Below are 19,489 nucleotides of genomic sequence, written 5' to 3' on the forward strand. Positions count from 1 at the left end.
ACCCAACTCTGTTTGCGGCGATACAGAGCTTACCGACAGACACATTTGAATTTGATCAGGAGCCTATGACCCAATTACGGGTAGGCGTCAGACAAATGTTCCCCAAAGGCGACACCTTATCGCTGCGCGAAGATATTAACCAGGAGAAAGTGGGTCTTCAGACCGTCAAGCAGGAAGCTTACTGGATAGGGCGTAAACAAAGCATTGAAAAAGCTTGGTTAGAAGCTTGGTTTTGGCAGCAGAACATTGAACTCATTTCGGAAGACCGTGTATTTCTAGAGCAAATACATGAATTCATTCAATCATTATATGAAGTTGGCAGTAAGGATCAGAGCGACCTGATTGGCGCGGAACTCGAACTCATCAAGTTAGAAGAGCGTTTGATCAAAGCAAGACGAAGTTTTCAAAAGAATCTGGATAGCCTTAATACCCTCGCTAACGAAACGCTGACGAGTACTCAATTGCCAAAGAAATTGGAATCTTTTGATACTTCAACACTGACTTTGGCTAAATCAAACGACCTTGTTTCTTCCTTACAAAACCATCCAAAAATTCGTTTGATAAATCAGAAAATTAACATTGCAAAAAGCAAAGTGAATTTGACCGAGCAGTCTTTGGAGCCCTCTTATGGTGTGGAGCTAAGCTACGGCATGAGAAGTGGCGACAATATGGATGGGTCTTCTCGTGCCGACTTCTTTTCAGCGGGTGTGAGTGTTCAGTACCCCTTTTTCAATCGAGGTCAGCAATCCAGCCAGATCAGCGCGGCTAAGCATCGTCAGGCAGCTATTGAGTTGGAGCGTTCAGAAGCATTAGAGCAAGCTCGCTTTACGTTGAAAGATCTCGCCAACCAATATGACATCACCCGCGATCAACGTGTGCTTTATGAAGAAAAAATATTAACCACATTAGGCAAGCAGAAGCACAGCGCCATGCATAGCTACGAGTCAGATAAGGGCAATTTCCGCATCGTATCTGAGCTGTTTCTGAAGGAACAAAGCGCAAAAGTGCAGCGTTTGCGCTTGCTTGTGAATGAACAAATTATTCTATCTCGTATTAATTATTGGCTGAACTAAAGCTAAGGAGAATCAACACATGAAGCAATTTATTTTAGCCATTACTGTCCTAGCTATTGGTTTGGCCTTGGGGACCTTTTTCGGCCCTCAACTCATGCAGGGGACAATGAGTGATGGAGAGTTGTCCTCCGCCGACAGTAACGAGAAGAAACCAGTGTACTGGGTAGCTCCGATGGATAAAAACTATCGTCGAGATGGGCCTGGACTTTCCCCGATGGGCATGGATTTAGTTCCGGTGTATGAAGAAGACAGCGGTGATGATAATACAGTGAAGATCTCAGCCACTGTTGAGAATAACCTCGGCGTTAAAGTCGCAAAGGTTAAAAACGAAGCGATTATGGTGCCAATTGATACCGTAGGAACTATCCAGTTTGATGAGAGCCGAATCTCTCATATTCACCCGCGTGTAGAGGGTTGGATTGAACGGTTGAACGTTGCTGCTAGTGGTGATCCGGTTAAACAAGGTCAAACACTGTTTGAGCTTTATAGTCCAGAGCTGGTCAATGCGCAGGAAGAATACCTAGCAGCATTGCGCAGCAAAAACAGAAACCTAATTAATGCGTCAAAGTCACGCCTTCGATCGCTAGGTTTGAGAGACAGTCATATCAATGATTTAAAGAAAAGACGTAAGGTCGATCAATTGGTGAAATTTACGGCTGAACAAGATGGAATTGTCATTGATCTAAACGTGCGTGAAGGCATGCATATCAGACCTATGACTGAAGTGATGTCGATAGGGTCGCTGGAAAGCGTCTGGGTTCGTGGTGAAGTCTATGAACGACAAGCTTATCTCATCGAACGTGGTCAGAGTGTAGCGATAAATCTCAATTCGTCACCTGATGGCAAATGGAACGGCATAATCAATTACATCTATCCGTCTCTTGATCAGAAAACACGCACCTTGCAATTCCGAGCGCGAGTACACAACCCAGATTTTGCCTTGCGACCTCATATGTTGGCGAATTTACGCGTTGAGAATATGGCCCAAGAGGCCATGACAACGGTGCCCAGATCCGCTGTTATCAAAGCAGGAAATCACAATCGAGTCGTGAAGTCGCTGGGCGAGGGGCGTTATAAATCTGTCATTGTAGAACTTGGCCTGGAAGGTCTCGTATCGACAATGAAGGAGGGTGTTGAGGTAATGGAATCAAAGGTACAGATACTTAAAGGTCTGTCTAATGGCGATGACGTTGTTGTTTCAGCGCAATTCCTGATTGATTCGGAATCAAATATCGAAGCCGAACTAATGCGTATGGAAGAAGCCGCAATGAGTCAAGAGATGAATGGCGATATGACAGGCAGTGCGGGTCCTAGAGTGATTACCTCGGGGACAGTTCATAAGGTCATGGGGAGTATGGGCATGATCAATGTCACACACGACCCGATCCCAGAATGGGAATGGCCGACGATGAAAATGGACTTCCAGGTGTCAGATCAGGTCGATCTCAGTCAGTTCAAGGAAGGCGAGGCAATCCAATTTGAGATCGAAAAAACAGGGGATTGGGATTATCTGGTGACGAGATTGGCGGCAGCGTCCGAAGGATTGTCAGCGGTAACGATGATGGATATGGCGACGATGGAAATGGAAATGAATCATGATCATATGAGCATGGATATGAGTTCGAATGGCGAAGAAGAAAAAGCCTCAGTCGAAACCTCTGGCAAGGTCAAAATGTTAATGCTTGATATGAATATGATTGAAATCGTTCACGAGCCTATACCTGAGTGGAGTTGGCCCGAGATGAGTATGTCCTTCTTAGTACCCGAGGGCGAGAAACTGCCCGAAATCAAAGATGGCGATGAATTAACATTCTCGTTACGGGAAAACGCAGATGGGGACTATGTCATGTCAAATGTCAGACTGAAATAGAACGTTCAAAAAGCAATTTTAAGAATAATCACTTTGAGGAAAATACAATGAATAAAACACTAACTTCTTTAGCAATGTGTGCAGGCTTACTTGTCTCGACAGCTGTTTTTGCAAGTGGACCCAATGATGGCCATCACCATGGACATGGCAACGGAAAAGATATGGGCAAAGGCCATATGATGAAAGGTATGGATAAAGGAATGTCGGGCAATATGTCTGAAAAAGGCGCCGGACATATGCGCGAGGTAATGGGTGAAGGACGTATTAACAAAATCATGGCCGATCGAGGCATGATTAACATTAAGCACGAACCCATGCCAGAGATGAACTGGCCCAAGATGAAAATGAACTTCAAAGTCGACAAGGGCGTTGATTTGGGCTCTCTAAAGCCAGGTCAAATGGTCGACTTTACCTTACTTGTCGACAACGACAATAACTACATCATCAAGAATATAAACAGCAAATAAGCGACATGAAAGCAGCACTCCGGTGCTGCCCAAATTCATTTGCTGACGAAAGATTACTGGAGTAAATAATGATAGCCGCGATTATAAAGTGGTCGATACAAAATCGGTTTTTTGTACTATTAGGCACGGCAATATTGATCGGGTTTGGCTTGTATTCTGTCAAGAATACGCCAATCGATGCAATCCCTGATCTGTCTGATGTGCAAGTAATCATTAAAACTAGTTACCCAGGACAGGCACCGCAAGTCGTTGAAGATCAGGTAACTTATCCGCTTACGACGGCGATGCTGTCGGTACCGGGGGCGATTACCGTCCGGGGCTTTTCATTCTTTGGTGACTCCTATGTTTATGTGATCTTTGAGGATGGCACGGACCTTTATTGGGCGCGTTCTAGGGTTCTGGAATACCTCAATCAAGTGTCCGGCTCGTTACCTGCATCTGCTAAACCACAATTGGGACCTGACGCAACGGGTGTTGGCTGGGTATATCTCTATGCGCTAGTAGATAAAACGGGTCAACATGACTTAGCGGAGCTACGTAGCATTCAGGATTGGTTCTTGAAGTATGAGTTGCAAACGGTTCCGGGCGTTTCTGAAGTAGCGACAATAGGCGGTATGGTGCGTCAGTACCAAATTGAAGTTGATCCGAACCTACTCCGCTCTTACGACATTCCTTTAGCCCATGTTGGCATGGCAATTAAAAAGGCCAACCAGGAAACCGGTGCTTCTGTTATCGAGATGGCTGAAGCAGAGTACATGGTGCGCGTTAGCGGCTACTTGCAAAGTGTAGATGATATTAAAAATATTCCACTCGGTATAAACGCTAATAACACGCCACTGCTTTTGAAAGATATTGCCAAGATTGAATTGGGTCCACAGATGCGACGCGGCATCGCTGAATTGAACGGCGAAGGTGAAGTGGTCGGTGGTGTTGTAGTGATGCGCTTTGGCGAGAATGCACAAAGCGTTATTGATAATGTGAAAGCAAAATTGGAGAGTTTGAAGAAAGGCCTGCCTGACGGAGTAGAGGTTGTAACAACCTATGATCGTTCAAGCCTGATTAGTCGAGCAATCGATAACCTCTACGAAAAGCTATTAGAAGAGTTTATCGTCGTAACTATTATTTGTGCGCTTTTCCTATTTCATTTCCGTTCATCTCTGGTTGTACTGGTTAGCTTGCCTGTGGGTATTCTCACGGCCTTTATCATCATGTATCAGCAAGGTTTGAACGCCAATATTATGTCTCTGGGTGGAATCGCGATTGCGATCGGTGCGATGGTTGATGGCGCCATCGTCATGATTGAAAACGTTCATAAGCATATGGAAAAAACAGAGCTGACAGATGAAAACCGTTGGCAGGTGATTACCCAGGCTGCATCTGAAGTCGGGCCACCTTTATTCTTCTCTTTGTTGATTATTACAGCCAGCTTTCTGCCTGTGTTCACTCTTGAAGCACAAGAAGGCAAGTTGTTTTCACCCCTGGCGTTCACTAAAACCTATGCGATGGCAGCTGCCGCAGGTCTTGCTATTACACTCGTGCCAGTGTTGATGGGCTACTTTATTCGTGGAAAAGTGACGCCTGAACATAAAAACCCGATTAACCGCTTGATGATTGCCATGTATAAACCAGTGATCAAAGGTGTGTTGGCTTTTCCTAAAACGACTCTTTTGTTTTCTGCTGTTGTCTTAGTGGTTGGTTTATGGCCAGCGACTAAGCTAGGAAGCGAATTCATGCCACCATTGGACGAAGGTGACTTGATGTATATGCCTACAACATATGCCGGTGTATCAGTCGGCAAGGCGAGAGAGCTACTCCAACAAACCGATAAGTTGATCAAAACCGTACCAGAGGTCGAGTCTGTTTTCGGTAAAGTCGGGCGTGCCGAAACAGCGACTGACCCAGCACCGCTCACGATGATCGAAACATTCATTCAACTTAAACCGCGAAGTGAATGGCGGGCTGGCGTGACGACAGAAAGCCTACGCCAGGAGTTTGATAGTTTGGTTAAATTCCCTGGTTTGACGAATGCCTGGGTCATGCCAATCAAAACGCGAATCGACATGCTATCAACGGGTATTAAAACGCCTGTAGGCATTAAGATCGCCGGCCCGAGTTTGTCTGAGATCGAGAAAATCGGTAAACGATTAGAAGAAGTTTTACCTGAAGTGGAAGGTACGGCATCGGTGTACTCTGAACGCGTCGCCGGTGGTCGCTATGTAAAGATTGATATTGACCGTGAACGCGCAGCACGCTTTGGGATGAGTGTGGCGGATATTCAAGCAGTCGTGCGTGCTTCGATTGGCGGCATGAATATTACTGAAACGATCGAAGGTTTAGAGCGTTATCCGGTGAATCTGCGTTATCCGCAACATTATCGCGATTCCGAACAAAAACTGAAATTGCTGCCTATTGTCACTCCCGGAAAACAACACATTGCTTTGGCTGACGTGGCTGATGTTTATATCGCAGATGGTCCGCCGGGAATTAAGAGTGAAAATGCTCGTTTAAATGGTTGGACGCTTGTCGATATCGATGGGCGTGATCTGGGGTCATACGTCAAAGAAGCACAACAGATTGTTTCTGAACAAGTCGAAATTCCGGCGGGTTATTCCATCGCTTGGTCTGGCCAATACGAGTACATGCAACGAGCCGAGGAACGTCTGCGAGCTGTTGTGCCACTTACCTTGGCGATCATCATGCTACTTCTTTACATGAGCTTCCGTAACTTTTTGGAAGTACTCATCATTATGGGAACCGTACCATTTTCGTTAATCGGAGGGCTTTGGTTGATGTATTGGCTGGATTACAACATGTCGATAGCGGTTGCGGTTGGTTTTATCGCTCTCGCAGGTGTGGCTGTTGAGATCGGCGTACTGATGTTGGTTTATTTAAATCAATCCTATCAAGCCACCATTGAAAACGCCAAGCGAGATATGCGTTTGTTAACGAAGGAAGATATTCGTGAATCTGTCATGCAGGGAGCCGGGCTGCGGGTGCGCCCCATCTTGATGACGGTTCTCTCTCTGATGGTCGGTTTAATTCCAATCATGATGGGAACGGGCACAGGTTCTGAAGTAATGCAGCGTATTGCAGGGCCCATGATTGGCGGCATGATCAGCACCTTGGCCTTGAGTTTGATGTTAATTCCCGCGATTTTTTATGTGTGGAAACAGGTAACGCTCAAAAAAGAGAACAGTGACCTCACAGAAAACGATTCACAACTATCAAAATAAACACAGAAAGGATAATGAAAATGAAACTATCACTAACGAAATCAATAACTGGCTTTGCAGCTATCAGCGCAATCCTAATCACAGCTGCATGCGCAAATCATAGTCATGATGATGGCACAGGCCATATGCATGGCGAGAACCATATGTCAGCGGGAGATGGCCAGCACGATCACCACAAAATGATGCAAGAAAAGCATATGGGCGATACAGGAGGCCACGGTCACATGGGCGGTGAAATGAAGGAAGGTATGCATGGCGGACATCATGGAGAGGAACATGGCGCTCATGGTGGACACCATGGCGGGTCATTGGCGGGTAATCCTGGACAAGAAAATGATGTAGACCGAGTGATAAATGTTGAAGCGAACGATGCGATGCGCTTTGTCCATAAACCGTTCAATATTAAAAATGGTGAAACCATTAAGTTTGTGATCTCCAACAAAGGCGCAGTGCCGCATGAGTTCGCCATTGGTACTAAGGATGAGCATATGGAGCACGGGAAAATGATGATGAATAACCCGAATATGCATCACGGTCCGGGTGGTAATGCCATTACTGTCGCACCTGGAAAAACCGAAACGCTCATCTGGACATTCGAAGAAGCTTGGGAAGTAGAGGCTGCCTGCAATATTCCGGGTCATTACCAAGCGGGAATGCACAGCCCGGTAAAGTTTCGACCATAGAAACAAGAAATATAAATCCCGTTGAGAAATCCATTTAACACACTAACATCTAGGTTTTGTATACTTCTCAACCCAAATATAGTTGAACTAAGGGTTCGTTTTGTTGGCATTGTTACTTCTGGCAATCGCGTTAAGTATGGATGCGTTTGCTGTGTCTATTGGTTTAGGTTCAAAAAAAACGGTCGGCACACTAAAGCTTGCCACAATGTGCGCTATTTACTTCGGCCTTTTTCAGGGCCTTATGCCCCTTATTGGTTTTATAGGAGGTAAAGGTGTTCTCGTTTTTGCTGAAACCTATGCTCCCTGGGTATCGTTTATATTGCTTTTGATTATTGGTATTAAGATGATCTATGAAGCGCTTATTACTGGTGAAGAGAATGTCCCTTCTCATATAAGTCATCGTGCTATGTTCATTCTAGGTATTGCCACCAGTATCGACGCAATGGCGGCGGGCTTTTCCTTGACTTTGCTGAACGTTAACGGATTTCTAGCCTGTGCTTTCATAGCTATAACCACTGCACTATTTAGCTTTGCCGGAGTCTACCTTGGCGAGAAAACAGGCACTTGGCTCGAAAGTCGAGCTGAAGTGTTAGGTGGGACGATTTTGATATTGATCGGGTTAAAGGTCCTCTTAGGCTAAGACGGTCCAGCCTACTGTCATTCATAGAGAACTAAAAATTGTTTAAATAGGGTTCGAGAAATTATTAAGTAAAAACAATAAATAAAAGTGAGTACGAAGCTCTGGCCTCGTACTCGATTAAGCTACCAGGCTTTGTAGGGTAAGAACTTACCATTCATGGTTAAGACGACGCGATCACCTTTCGGGTTCTCTTCTTTTTCAACATCCATACTGAAGTCAATTGCGCTCATGATGCCGTCGCCAAACTTTTCTTGTATTACTTCTTTTAGCGTATCGCCGTAGACACCGACAATTTCATATAGCCGATAAATTAAAGGGTCTTGAGGAATGGATTGATCCCAGGTTTTAGTCGGGTATTCCATCAATGCAGGCTTTGCTTCGTCCGGTAAATCAAGTAAGGCACAAACCTTATCTGCAACGTCCTCGGGCATACTATTCATGCCCAGACAAGCTGAGGTGAGCCATACTGAGCCCATGCCGACTTCTTCTGCCATACCTTCCCAGGTAAGTTCTTTAGATTTTTTAGCTAATACAATTGCTTCGATCACTTCTTCTTTCTTCATCACAATCACCTTTATTTACTGTGTTGGTCAGCGTCAGGTTTGAGCTGAGGAATAAATTTCATAAAGGGCTTTTGCAAGCGCTATGCCATTGGAAATTGTTATTATTATTCAATAGATTAGCTAAAACCTATGCGTGTGATCTATCAGTGAGGGCCTTATTAGTGTGCACTGAAAGGCTTGTTTCGAAGAGAGAGCCCTGTCCTAAGGCACTGCTGAATCAAGGGACTTGTCTAGCTGATTGTAGTGAGCAAAATTTATCGTAGCTTCTTACGCCAAGCGGCGGGGCTTAGGCCATATTTTCGCTGAAATAAACGATTGAAGTGGCCAGGGTCTTGATAACCAACCTTCCATGATATTTCTGCGACACTTTGATCACTATGTTTGAGGTGCTCTTTTCCCTGCTCAATTTTTAAGTGTTGAATATAGCTAAGAGGTGATTCGCCCGTTGCTTCTTTAAAGCGACGTTTAAAGGTGCGTACACTCATATTTGCTTTTGTGGCAAGTTGCTCGATAGAAAGGGGCTCAATGAAGTGGATTTCAAGCCACTGCTGGATAGAGAGAATAGCGTCGTCTTGATGGTAGGTTTGTTTACCAATGGAGGCAAATTCGCCGGAGTAGGCTCGTCTGAAATCGACCAAAAAAGTACTTTCTACGGCTTCGCCAACCTCAGTGCAGGATAAGCGTGAAAGCAGATAGATCATGATCTCCATGGCTGCATTCATTCCTGCAGAGCAATACAGTTCCCCGGTAGCGGTAATAAAACGATCGGGGCGAAGATCGATTTTGGGGTACTTCTGTGCGAATTCTTCTTGCTTATGCCAATGCGTGGTACAGATTCGCTCATCCAAGAGCCCGGCCTCTGCCAGAAAGTAGGAACCGGTTGTCGCAGCCATAATCGGGATACCTTGCTCGTGCCACTCCCTAAGCTTTGGGTATAAGGGGCGCTGATCGATTAGCAGCGCTTCCATGTCACCCCAGATTCCATGAAGAATGACCAGGTCTGTATGTTTGATATCGCCTAGTGCCTGATCAGGTGTAATGCTTAAGCCGCTGAATGATGAAATAGCTTTGCCATCTAAGGTAACTAGCGAGATAGATATAGCCTCGCCCAAAAGCTTTTTTTGTAGCATGGAGGCAAAGGCAAATACATCATGACTAAGACCTAAACTTAAGCCCATTGCATTCTCGCAGGCATAAAGCGTGACATGTTTTAGCATCATAATCTCCGGAATATATTGGGGTATTATTTACCTTTATGGCCCGTTTGGCCATTTATATGACCTGAGTCACGCTGTTTCTTTTTGTCTTCGATTCTTAAGATTGCGTTAGTTAGATCTTATATTGGAGATGAGCATGAAATTCACGTCTGAACATGAAGCCTTACGCAAAACAGTGCGAGCCTTTGTTGATCAGGAAATGGACCCTTTTGTTGATGAGTGGGAGCAGGCAGGCAAAGCGCCTTTACATTCACTATTCAAGAAAATGGGTGACCTGGGCTTGTTGGGTATACATAAACCCGAAGCGAATGGTGGTGCAGGTTTAGATTATAGTTATAACCTGGTGTTTGCTGAGGAAATTGGCCGAGCCTATGGTGGTTCCTTGCCCATGGCGATTGGTGTGCAAACAGACATGGCCACGCCTGCTTTGGCTCGTTTTGGTAGTGATGAGTTAAAACGTGATTTTTTGGCGCCAGCCATCGCTGGAGATATGGTTGCTTGTATCGGGGTTAGTGAAGCTGGGGCAGGTTCAGATGTTGCAGGTTTAAAAACGACCGCTAAAAGTGACGGTGATGACTACCTTATCAATGGCAGTAAGATGTGGATCACGAATGCGACGCAAGGTGATTGGATTTGTTTACTTGCCAACACTTCTGAAGGCAGCGTTCATGCAAATAAATCAATGATCATTGTGCCTTTGGATTCACCGGGTATCGAGACCTCAAAGCCTTTGGATAAACTCGGTATGCGCGCCAGTGATACGGGGCAGATATTCTTTGATAATGTTCGCGTACCTAAGCGCTATCGAATAGGCGAACAGAACAAAGGTTTCGCTATGCAGATGATGCAGTTTCAAGAAGAGCGAATGTATGCCGCTGCGAGTTCACTAAAGGGAATGGAGCGAATTATCAGTGATACCCGGGATTGGTGCCGAGATAGGGAGACCTTTGGCCAGCCGATATTAAACAATCAGGTGGTGCACTTTCGCTTGGCAGAGTTGCAAACCGAAGTTGAGGCGCTCAGAGCGCTGACTTGGAGAGCTTGTCAGCAACATATTGAAGGTGAAGACGCGACCTACCTGGCATCCATGGCTAAATTAAAAATGGGCAGGTTATGGCGTGAAGTAAGTGATAGCTGCCTTCAATACTGGGGAGGCATGGGTTTTATGTGGGATAATCCTGCTGCCAGAGCCTATCGTGATACGCGGATACTATCGATAGCCGGTGGTAGTGATGAGATGATGCTCGGAATTATTGCCAAGCGTATGGGCACATTGCCGAGCCGACGGTAGAAGCGGTTCTGCCAAAAATAGCTTTTACATTGAGATAGAAAAAATGCAAATACCCGCCTTATTCGAAAACAAACTAAGCTTGCCTGTTATCTGCGCGCCGATGTTTTTGGTCTCTAGCCCTAAACTGGTGATCAATGCATGTAAAAACGGAGTCGTAGGCACGTTTCCCAGCTTCAATACCCGAACTCAGGACTTATTAGATACTTGGCTTGGCGAAATTAGCGAGGACTTGGCGCAGTTTGCTGAAGCTAACCCCGGCAAGCCTGTTGCCCCTTTCGGTGTTAATCTGGTTGTACATCCCTCAAATACGCGTTTACCGAGTGACCGAGAAGTGGTCAAGAAGCATAAGGTTCCTTTTGTCATTACCAGTCAGGGCAACCCTGCAGAGATAGTGAAGGAAGTGCATGAGTGGGGCGGTGTTGTCTTTCATGATGTGATTCGTGCAGAGCATGCGAAGAAAGCAATTGCTGCGGGTGTGGATGGAATTATTGTTGTCTCGGCAGGAGCAGGAGGCCATGCGGGTACCATTAACCCCTTTGCTTTGGTGAGAGAAATTCGAGAATTTTGGGACGGCCCTTTGGCTTTGGCCGGTGCTGTGAATGATGGCTACGGTATACGTGCAGCTGAAGTGCTGGGAGCAGACTTTGCTTATATGGGAACACGCTTTATAGCCACCGAAGAAGCCGAGGTAGACCCTGACTACAAAAAGATGTTGGTTGAATCAGGGATTAAAGATTTGATCTTCACAGATACCTTTACTGGCGTGAAGTGTAACTTCCTTAAGCCGTCAATTGAGCGTGCTGGCGTTGACTTGGCAAGTTACCAGGCCAAGGAAAGTGTCGATCTTGATTTGGCAGGTAGTAATGCATGGAAGGACTTTTGGAGTGCTGGTGAAGGCGTATCGGGCATTCACACAATTAAATCGATGGCTGATTTAGTAAAGGAGTTAAAGGTAGAGTACCTGGGCGCAGTTGAAAAGCCGGGCTTTGCCAAGTAAAGGTTATAGTACGGTTAAGCTTGGCGCTGACGATACTGGGCAGGCGATACGTCCGCCCAGCGCGTAAATGAAAGCGAATGTGATTTCACTTACGATGTGTTTGAGGGGTTGTTTCACGTCTTTAAGATATTTGCTCCACGTGTTAGAGAGGCAGATACTGCGCTACAACAGATCGCATTATTTGTCCGGAAAATATTGCGAGCACTTACTCGTCTTTGTACTTGTCAGCGATTGCCAGGAATAAGTGGCAGTTATCCAGAAAGGCATCAAGCATTACCGGGTCAAAATGCTGAGCTCTGCCCTCGCGCATAATCTCTAAAGCTTGTTCATGTGTCATGGCGCTTTTGTAACAACGCTTGGAGATCAAGGCATCATACACATCGGCAATCGCCATTAAGCGTGCAGATAATGGGATAGCTTCTTTGCTTAGCCCTTTAGGGTAGCCAGAGCCATCCCACTTTTCATGATGACATTAAGCGATTTCCTGTGCATATTTCAGGAAGCAATCGCCCTCTTGTGTCCTATTTGATAATTGACGAGCTTTTTGCAGGGCATCGCCGCCTAAAGAAGCGTGACTGCGCATGATCTCCCATTCTTCTGCATCCAGCTTTCCGGGCTTAAGTAGTATTCGATCGGGGATCCCTACCTTTCCAACATCATGCAATGGTGCTGTTCGGAACATTGCATCGATAGCTTCGTCATCTAACTCATCTTTATATTCGGGTAAGTCGCGCACCAGTTCTGCAAGTTGTTTAACGTAATGTTGGGTACGAACGATATGTAATCCGGTTTCCTGGTCACGGGTTTCGGCGAGCGTGGTGAGTGCGTTGATAACGACTTCCTGGGTATATCTAATTTCTTCAGTACGCTCTTGAACGCGTTGTTCAAGTAGCTGATTTTGCTCGGCAAGGGATTTCTTGGCAGCCCGCAAGGTAAGCTGGGTACGAATTCGAGCCAAGACAATGGGGGCTGAAATGGGCTTGGTAATATAGTCGACGGCACCATGGGCCAAGCCCGCGGCTTCGTCACAAACTTGGTTCATTGCGGTAACGAAGATTACGCGAATGTCGGACCACTCATCATGTTCTTTGATGCGGTCAAGCACCTCCATGCCCGACATACCAGGCATATTGACATCGAGCAAGATCAGTTCGATAGACTCATGCTGCTGCTCGAGCTGTTGTAATGCCTGAGTGCCATTAGTGGCGGCAATAAGATCGAACTCGGATTTGAGTGCTTCAGAAAGTAGACGTAAATTGATAGGTTCATCATCAACTATCATAATGAGCGGCTTGCTCATAGATATATCCTTTTAAGTAATTGTCCTAGAGTGCCTTGGTGCTAAAAACTATGCTATATAAGTATGCAGAGGATAGATCCGATGTCCAATAATTGCTGTTTCAATAAGTCGTGTAATTGATAAAGACACACGTTAAAATCGACAAATTCACTAAAATATAACAAAAGGCATAAATCATAAATGAGTGAACATGATTCTTCTTCCATCTTGTCATTAGTCGAAGCTCGTATTTTGGGGGCCTTGATGGAGAAACAGCTAACCACACCCGATGTCTATCCTTTAACGCTCAATAGCCTGGTGACAGCCTGCAATCAGAAAACTAGCCGTGAACCGGTGATGGATCTTTCTGAAGGTGATGTTCAACAGAGCCTTTATGACTTACAGAAGCGGGCCTTGGTAAAATTTGAGTACGGTTCAAGAGCGGATAAATATGACCAGCGTCTGACGCGTGAATATCATATGAATGACGCAGAGCACGCTATCTTTTGCATGCTCTTGCTGCGAGGCCCGCAGACGGTGAATGAGCTTCTCACCCGAACCCGCAGAATGTATGAGTTTTCAGGGCCAGAAGAACTAATTGCTTTAGTCGATAAGCTGCTAAACAGAACAACACCATTGATGTGTCGCTTACCGTCGTCTGCCGGACAGCGGGAAGATCGTTATATGCACCTGCTCAGTGGGGAGCCTGATATGACGCAAATACAAGAGCCTTCAACACCAGTAAGCGACTCTTCAGCGTCTTCAGATGAGCTCTTCGCTCGAATTGAAGAGCTTGAGAAACAAGTCGCTTGGCTGATGGAGCAGAAGCAGTAAGCAAACACTAATAATAGCGAATAGAGCGAAGGCTAAAATAAGCTTTCGTGACGGTCGATATTAGAAAGCGGAATCGTGATAAATGGCAGGCCTAGGGCATCGGTCTTCACCTTGGCCTGTAAGACTTGGCTACGATTTTCGCTGCCGGTTTCGCCGATGTAGTAATACATTTCTGCGATACCGTGGAATTTCTCTAAAGTGATGATGTTTAGCTGAGTGTTTTCAGCGACCCCTGGAACATAGCCAAAGGGTATGGCAATACCAAAGTTGTCCAAGTCTGTGCCAAGAGAGGTGTAGAAGGCTGTCATCACCTGTTCAGACTCTTCTTGTGTGGCCACAACATTGATACCGAAACGGCTTTCTAACTCAATCGCCAAACGTTTGTCGGCATAAGCTTTAAGGGGTGAATCACTTAAAAAGTAAGAGTTGATATAAACGTTTTTACCTTCGAGTGCATCTAGCTTTTCATCTTCAATACTTCTGACCAGATCATCGATGCTATGTGTGACTAAGCGCTGAGCGGTAGAGCCGCCCAAGGTTCCTTGTAAGTCACGGGTTGAGCATGCTGTAAGCACTAAGCATATAAGAAATAATAATGAGAGACGCATTGCGATATTCCACTTTGAATTATAAAAAGTCTAAAGTAGCTTAAGAGACTGAAAGATGGAAGGGGGTAAATGGGCTAGGTAGTCTTAGTCTATTCCAAGTAGCTTATGCATTTGTAATGTTAAGCGCCATTGAGGGTGGCTCAGACAATAGTCGAGCGCTAAACGGGTATTGTTTATTTTGTCTGGGTCTTCACCAAAGCGCACAGCGGGGCTGGCCATGGGCGATAAAAAATAGTGATCAGCGGGGAAGTCTTGATAGGTTTCAGGTAGTGCGTCGCTCTGAGGATAAACCAGCTTTAGTTCATCACAGCGATCAAAAACAATGCTTGATTTGCCTTTTGGGCTAAGGCATACCCAGTCAATACCCTCAGGAAGAGGGAGCGTGCCGTTGCTCTCAATAGCGATCTCAAAACCTAGCTGATGCATCAACTCTATCAGTTTTGGGTCAAGCTGAAGTAGTGGTTCTCCGCCAGTGAAGATAACGTAGGGTTTGGCTATACTCTTACGGCTTGAAGAAGAGCTGGCGAGTACTTGATTGCTGTCCCAGAGTGATTGAATTTTTGTTGCCAATGCTTGGGCATTAGCAAACTCGCCACCATTTTGCCCATCTGTGCCAAGAATATCTGTGTCGCAGAAATTGCACACAGCGTCTGCCCGGCTATCTTCTCTCCCATTCCATAAATTGCACTTACTAAAACGACAAAATACAGCTGCACGCCCTGCACGAGCGCCTTCGCCTTGCAGGCTGTAAAACATCTCTTTAATTCGATATTGCTGTTTACTGCTTTTTGTCACGGTCTTTTTGTGCTCTGGTAAGGGGCTTAGAGAGGGCCTTAATGACTTAAGGTCTTCTCAGGGCTATTTGCTGAAGTGTACTGGTATGAGCGAAATGAATGGCTTTTAGTTTTCGCCGGTAATCGCTTTCAGTGTTTCGTTACGAGATTCCATCATATCACGGACGGCTTTTGCGTCACTCATTGCATTGAATGCATCATCAGCTGTTAGTTGGCCATCTGCCAGGGTTTCTGACATTTTGGGTTGTGGTGCATAGGCTGAGGTAGACTCTTCGTCCGACTCGATTTTCACACTTTGGATAATATTAACATTGGTGTTTACATTCATGGTTGATACGTTCTGAGCCCCTGCTGGGGGTCTATCACCATAGTGCCACATGCCTGTTGCGTCTTGCCATTTGTAGAAGGACACTTTGTTACTGCTGCTTGAGCTGGTTGTCGAGCTCGAGCTTTCATTGCCGGTAAGGCTGTCGGGTAGTATTTTATCAGGAATCAGGTCGGCAGACGTCGGCATGGCGAGTGTAGGCTTACCATTGTCCATCTTAAAGAAAAAAGGCAAGATGATTGCGGCGGCAAGAATGCTGATGGTAATAAAACGAGAAATCATTTTCATGGTGACAAGTTCCTGTGTCTTTGTGCTATTAAGATCATGTTTTGTGTTGTTAATAGCTAATATTGTGTTTACAAATTTGTGACTGGATTTCAGAGTCGGAGCAATTTGGTAAACAAGTTCGAATACATAATAATAGATGTGATTTCGGCAGCCTGCTAGCTAATAAATTACCAATCAGAATATCGATCGTGTCTCCGTTCTGCTCAAATGGAATCGTCTGAGATAGCTTAAACAGTAAAGCATGTTCGACTTGTTCGGCTTGCAGCTCGTTTTGCTGAACGTCCTTTCTTAGCGCACCTTTGGGTAGACTTTTTCTTACCTGCCTAAGTGGTGCAACGACTTGTTCGTGCCAAGAGTCTAGCTCTTCGTTGATGTTGGGTAGCAGCGGTGTAATATTCTTTTTCATAAGCCCAGCCCACATTGCAAAGAGTGATAGGTTGACGCGAAAGCCTTGGGCATCTTGTAGGTCTAATAAGGTGTCTTGCAGTGTTTTATTCTTCCACAGCTTAAGTGAACATAGCCAAAATTCATTCTCTAGAGAGAGGGCGTTCATTTCTGCTGCCGATATTGCGGTGATAGAGGGGCGGCTATGAGTCATTTGGTTAGAGCATATTTGATAAGTGTAAATCGAAATAAATCCATAGGAATTTATCGGCATCTTAGGATTGATGTTGCGTAGGATATCCGCTACCGTCTGCGCCATCCAGACATATCTTATCAGTAAAGGCAGGTTTCCTGAATGTTAAAGATCGATGCATTGACCCTACGAAGAGGCCCGGAGCCTTTATTAGCCGAGGCGAATGCCCTTGTGCATGCCGGTCAACGTGTGGCGATTATTGGCGCCAACGGGGCAGGAAAAACAAGCTTGTTTAAACTTATCTTAGGCGAACTTAGCCCGGATTCGGGTGCCTATTCTTTGCCCGGTAACTGCCGTGTTTCTCATATGGCTCAGGAAGTCACAGCAGGAGAGCGAACGGCTAAAGATTATGTGCTCGATGGCCATCAGCAGCTCCGTAGTCTGGAGGCTGAATTAAAACAAGCTGAAGCCGCACACGATGACCATAAAATTGCTGAACTCCATGGAGAGCTGGAGCACATAGGTGCCTATGAAGCACCAGTTATCGTGGAAAAGTTACTGCATGGTTTGGGATTTGATCAGAAAGACATGCAGCGCCCGGTTAATGACTTCTCTGGTGGTTGGCGAATTCGTTTGAATTTGGCGCAAGCACTGATGTGCCCTTCTGACCTATTGTTGCTGGATGAGCCGACGAACCACTTGGATCTAGATGCGATGCTCTGGCTGGAGCAATGGCTGAAACGTTACGAAGGTACGGTGTTATTCATTTCTCATGACCGTGACTTCATTGATGCCGTGTCGACACATATTCTTCACTTCGAACACAAGCAGCTGAATCAATATACAGGAACTTATAGTGAGTTCGAGACGCAGCGTGCTCAAAAGCTTGCTCAGCAGCAATCTCAGTATGAAAAGCAGCAGCAGCGTATTAGCGAAATTCAGTCTTTTGTAAATCGCTTTAAAGCGAAAGCGACCAAGGCAAAACAGGCTCAGAGTCGTGTTAAAGAACTTGCTAGAATGGAGCTTATTGCCCCGGCTCATATTGATTCACCGTTTAACTTTAGCTTTCCTGAGAGCGACAAAATATCTAGCCCATTACTAAGCATTCAAAAAGCAGACTTGGGCTATGAGCAGAAAGCAGTGCTCGAAGATTTTACTACCAGCATCTTACCGGGTACACGAGTAGGCCTTCTAGGGCCAAACGGTGCCGGTAAGTCGACTTTAATCAAAAGCCTGGTAGGTGATTTAGCTCAGCTTAGTGGTCAGCGTGCAGAAGGAGAGCACCTTCGAATTGGCTATTTTGCCCAGCACCAGTTGGAAGCCTTGGATCTGAGCGCGAGCCCTTTCTTGCACTTGCAGAGAATTAACCCAAAAGCGACGGATCAAGAAATTCGTAACTTTTTAGGTGGTTTTGATTTTAGAGGCGACGCTGCATTGGAGACCATCGAGCGTTTCTCGGGTGGAGAAAAAGCTCGCTTGGCTTTGGCGATTATTGCTTGGCAGAAACCAAACCTTCTAATGCTTGATGAACCGACTAACCACTTGGATTTGGAAATGCGTCATGCGCTGACGATGGCTTTGCAGGCTTTCCAGGGAGCAATATTGGTAGTTTCGCATGATCGTCATTTACTAAAGAATACCGTCGACACCTTCTGGCTGGTGGCAAACGGGAAAGTCGAAGAGTTTAAAGGCGACCTGCACGATTACGAAGTTTGGTTGCAAGACTTCCATAAAGAGTCGAGTAAAACTGAAACTGTAGAGACAGACAGTGCAGACAAGCAAAATGAATCAGCGGAAGATAAAAAGGAACGCAAGCGTATCGCTGCGGAGCTTCGTCAGAAATTGAGCCCACTGAAGAAAAAGCTCAAAACCGCAGAAAAGGCGATGGAGAAGCACCAAGAAGCTTTAGCTGAGCTCGAAGAGAAACTCGCTGCCCCAGAGATTTATCAAGCTGAAAATAAAGCCAAGTTGAAAGAATTGATGGATGAGCAGGCAACACATAAAGTCGGTTTAGAAGAATCCGAGATGGAATGGTTTGAACTGAGTGAAGAGATCGAAACGGCCGAGAGCCAGATGTAGTTTTTTCTCAAAGCTTGGTTTTAGTGTAGGCAGAGAGCTCCGTCTTTTGCAGGATCAATCTCGTGCTAGCCCGCTTGCGAGCCGTGGAAGGCTCTGCCTACAAGTTTGTGGATTCACAGGTAGCGGGCAAATAACGATTATCGTAGGCAGAGGGTTCCATCCCTCGCAGGTCGATGCCCCGTGCTAGGCGTGGAAGCCTCTGCTTACAGATGCTTCTACTTGGCCTTTAATGCCTCACCCGAAAATGAAATGCCTTTCCAGCCTTGAGTAATAAAGTTGCGAATGTTTTGGTGGTCATTGCCCTCAGGGTTCTTGAGCACATCTTCGCGATAGTATTGACCAAAACAAGTTAGAGTTTGTTGCTCATCCAGGTTTTGAAGCTGGGCAAAAGCAAAGAGTTTGCAGGAGCCCGAGTTCTGCCCTGCCTCATTGGCTTGCTCGCCATTTTGAAAGGCTGTGGGTGTAAATTCATATAGCTCGTCAATAATTGCCATTGTATCTTCAAACTGAATGCTGCTTGCATCTTGGTTTAAACGTTGGACGAAAGTCTCTAAATTAGACAAAGTTTTCTCCCTGGGTGGTGAATATAATGAATTTTATATGATATCACTTTACTTGCCGGATTTTTCCAATTAAACTTCGCGCCCCTAAGTGGAACTGTGTCTATATTT

18 protein-coding genes and 1 pseudogene are annotated in these 19,489 nt (G+C 45.6%); 10 read left to right on the forward strand and 9 right to left on the reverse strand.

Features of this window, described 5'->3' with window-relative positions; translation table 11 throughout:
* The 6 genes from A3756_RS20850 to A3756_RS20875 form a co-directional block, all read left to right on the forward strand.
* Window positions 1-1,073 (forward strand): TolC family protein (locus A3756_RS20850; RefSeq protein ID WP_068554519.1); only part of this gene is annotated, 1,073 nt, incomplete at its 5' end.
* Between the two features lie 19 nt (window positions 1,074-1,092).
* Window positions 1,093-2,943 carry an efflux RND transporter periplasmic adaptor subunit gene (locus A3756_RS20855; protein ID WP_068554521.1) on the forward strand — a complete coding sequence of 617 codons (1,851 nt, stop codon included), beginning with the start codon at window positions 1,093-1,095 and terminating at the stop codon, window positions 2,941-2,943.
* A 47-nt stretch (window positions 2,944-2,990) separates the two neighbouring features.
* Window positions 2,991-3,410, forward strand: a complete 420-nt coding sequence (locus A3756_RS20860) for a copper-binding protein (protein WP_068507012.1) — start codon at window positions 2,991-2,993, stop codon at window positions 3,408-3,410.
* Window positions 3,411-3,478: 68 nt separating this feature from the next.
* Window positions 3,479-6,643, forward strand: coding sequence for an efflux RND transporter permease subunit (locus A3756_RS20865; protein WP_068554523.1), 3,165 nt, complete (start codon window positions 3,479-3,481; stop codon window positions 6,641-6,643).
* A gap of 20 nt (window positions 6,644-6,663) precedes the next feature.
* Window positions 6,664-7,326 carry a plastocyanin/azurin family copper-binding protein gene (locus A3756_RS20870; protein ID WP_068554525.1) on the forward strand — a complete coding sequence of 221 codons (663 nt, stop codon included), beginning with the start codon at window positions 6,664-6,666 and terminating at the stop codon, window positions 7,324-7,326.
* 103 nt (window positions 7,327-7,429) lie between these two features.
* Window positions 7,430-7,966, forward strand: coding sequence for a manganese efflux pump MntP family protein (locus A3756_RS20875; protein WP_231872306.1), 537 nt, complete (start codon window positions 7,430-7,432; stop codon window positions 7,964-7,966).
* Window positions 7,967-8,088: 122 nt separating this feature from the next.
* On the opposite strand, the gene cynS is transcribed toward A3756_RS20875, so the two are convergent.
* On the reverse strand, window positions 8,089-8,529 hold the full coding sequence (cynS, locus tag A3756_RS20880; RefSeq protein WP_068554530.1) for a cyanase: 441 nt from the start codon (window positions 8,527-8,529) through the stop codon (window positions 8,089-8,091).
* A gap of 254 nt (window positions 8,530-8,783) precedes the next feature.
* Complete coding sequence (locus A3756_RS20885) at window positions 8,784-9,749, reverse strand: GlxA family transcriptional regulator (protein WP_197469683.1); 966 nt, start codon at window positions 9,747-9,749, stop codon at window positions 8,784-8,786.
* 133 nt (window positions 9,750-9,882) lie between these two features.
* Between A3756_RS20885 and A3756_RS20890 the strand changes: the two genes are divergently transcribed.
* Together A3756_RS20890 and A3756_RS20895 are read left to right on the forward strand one after the other, a co-directional pair.
* Window positions 9,883-11,037, forward strand: coding sequence for an acyl-CoA dehydrogenase family protein (locus A3756_RS20890; RefSeq protein ID WP_068554534.1), 1,155 nt, complete (start codon window positions 9,883-9,885; stop codon window positions 11,035-11,037).
* A 43-nt stretch (window positions 11,038-11,080) separates the two neighbouring features.
* Entirely contained in the window at window positions 11,081-12,034 is a 954-nt protein-coding gene (locus A3756_RS20895; protein ID WP_068554536.1) for a nitronate monooxygenase family protein, read from the forward strand.
* A 205-nt stretch (window positions 12,035-12,239) separates the two neighbouring features.
* Here the strand turns inward: A3756_RS20895 and A3756_RS28110 are convergent.
* Both A3756_RS28110 and A3756_RS20900 read right to left on the reverse strand, forming a co-directional pair.
* Window positions 12,240-12,491, reverse strand: a pseudogene (locus A3756_RS28110) (HD-GYP domain-containing protein); the annotation flags it as partial.
* Window positions 12,492-12,506: 15 nt separating this feature from the next.
* A complete protein-coding gene (locus tag A3756_RS20900; protein ID WP_197476242.1) occupies window positions 12,507-13,334 on the reverse strand; it encodes a two-component system response regulator in 828 nt (275 codons plus the stop codon).
* Between the two features lie 180 nt (window positions 13,335-13,514).
* On the opposite strand from A3756_RS20900, the gene A3756_RS20905 reads away from it, so the two are divergent.
* The gene (locus A3756_RS20905; RefSeq protein WP_068507027.1) at window positions 13,515-14,147 is read left to right on the forward strand and encodes a YceH family protein; all 633 of its coding nucleotides are present in this window, start codon (window positions 13,515-13,517) and stop codon (window positions 14,145-14,147) included.
* A gap of 32 nt (window positions 14,148-14,179) precedes the next feature.
* Here the strand turns inward: A3756_RS20905 and A3756_RS20910 are convergent, their stop codons facing one another.
* From A3756_RS20910 to A3756_RS20925, 4 genes are all read right to left on the reverse strand, one after another.
* Window positions 14,180-14,755, reverse strand: a complete 576-nt coding sequence (locus A3756_RS20910) for a hypothetical protein (protein ID WP_068554538.1) — start codon at window positions 14,753-14,755, stop codon at window positions 14,180-14,182.
* An 84-nt stretch (window positions 14,756-14,839) separates the two neighbouring features.
* A complete protein-coding gene (gene queE, locus A3756_RS20915) occupies window positions 14,840-15,550 on the reverse strand; it encodes a 7-carboxy-7-deazaguanine synthase (protein WP_255374938.1) in 711 nt (236 codons plus the stop codon).
* Window positions 15,551-15,655: 105 nt separating this feature from the next.
* A complete protein-coding gene (locus tag A3756_RS20920) occupies window positions 15,656-16,162 on the reverse strand; it encodes a DUF4124 domain-containing protein (protein WP_068507034.1) in 507 nt (168 codons plus the stop codon).
* A gap of 49 nt (window positions 16,163-16,211) precedes the next feature.
* Window positions 16,212-16,865 carry a DUF2390 domain-containing protein gene (locus A3756_RS20925; protein ID WP_068507042.1) on the reverse strand — a complete coding sequence of 218 codons (654 nt, stop codon included), beginning with the start codon at window positions 16,863-16,865 and terminating at the stop codon, window positions 16,212-16,214.
* Between the two features lie 36 nt (window positions 16,866-16,901).
* Between A3756_RS20925 and A3756_RS20930 the strand changes: the two genes are divergently transcribed.
* Window positions 16,902-18,818: an ATP-binding cassette domain-containing protein gene (locus tag A3756_RS20930; protein WP_068507044.1), complete on the forward strand. Its 1,917-nt coding sequence runs from the start codon at window positions 16,902-16,904 to the stop codon at window positions 18,816-18,818.
* Window positions 18,819-19,033: 215 nt separating this feature from the next.
* Here the strand turns inward: A3756_RS20930 and A3756_RS20935 are convergent, their stop codons facing one another.
* Complete coding sequence (locus A3756_RS20935; RefSeq protein WP_068507046.1) at window positions 19,034-19,381, reverse strand: HopJ type III effector protein; 348 nt, start codon at window positions 19,379-19,381, stop codon at window positions 19,034-19,036.
* Window positions 19,382-19,489: the final 108 nt, after the last annotated feature.

This window comes from Oleiphilus sp. HI0086, assembly GCF_001635225.1.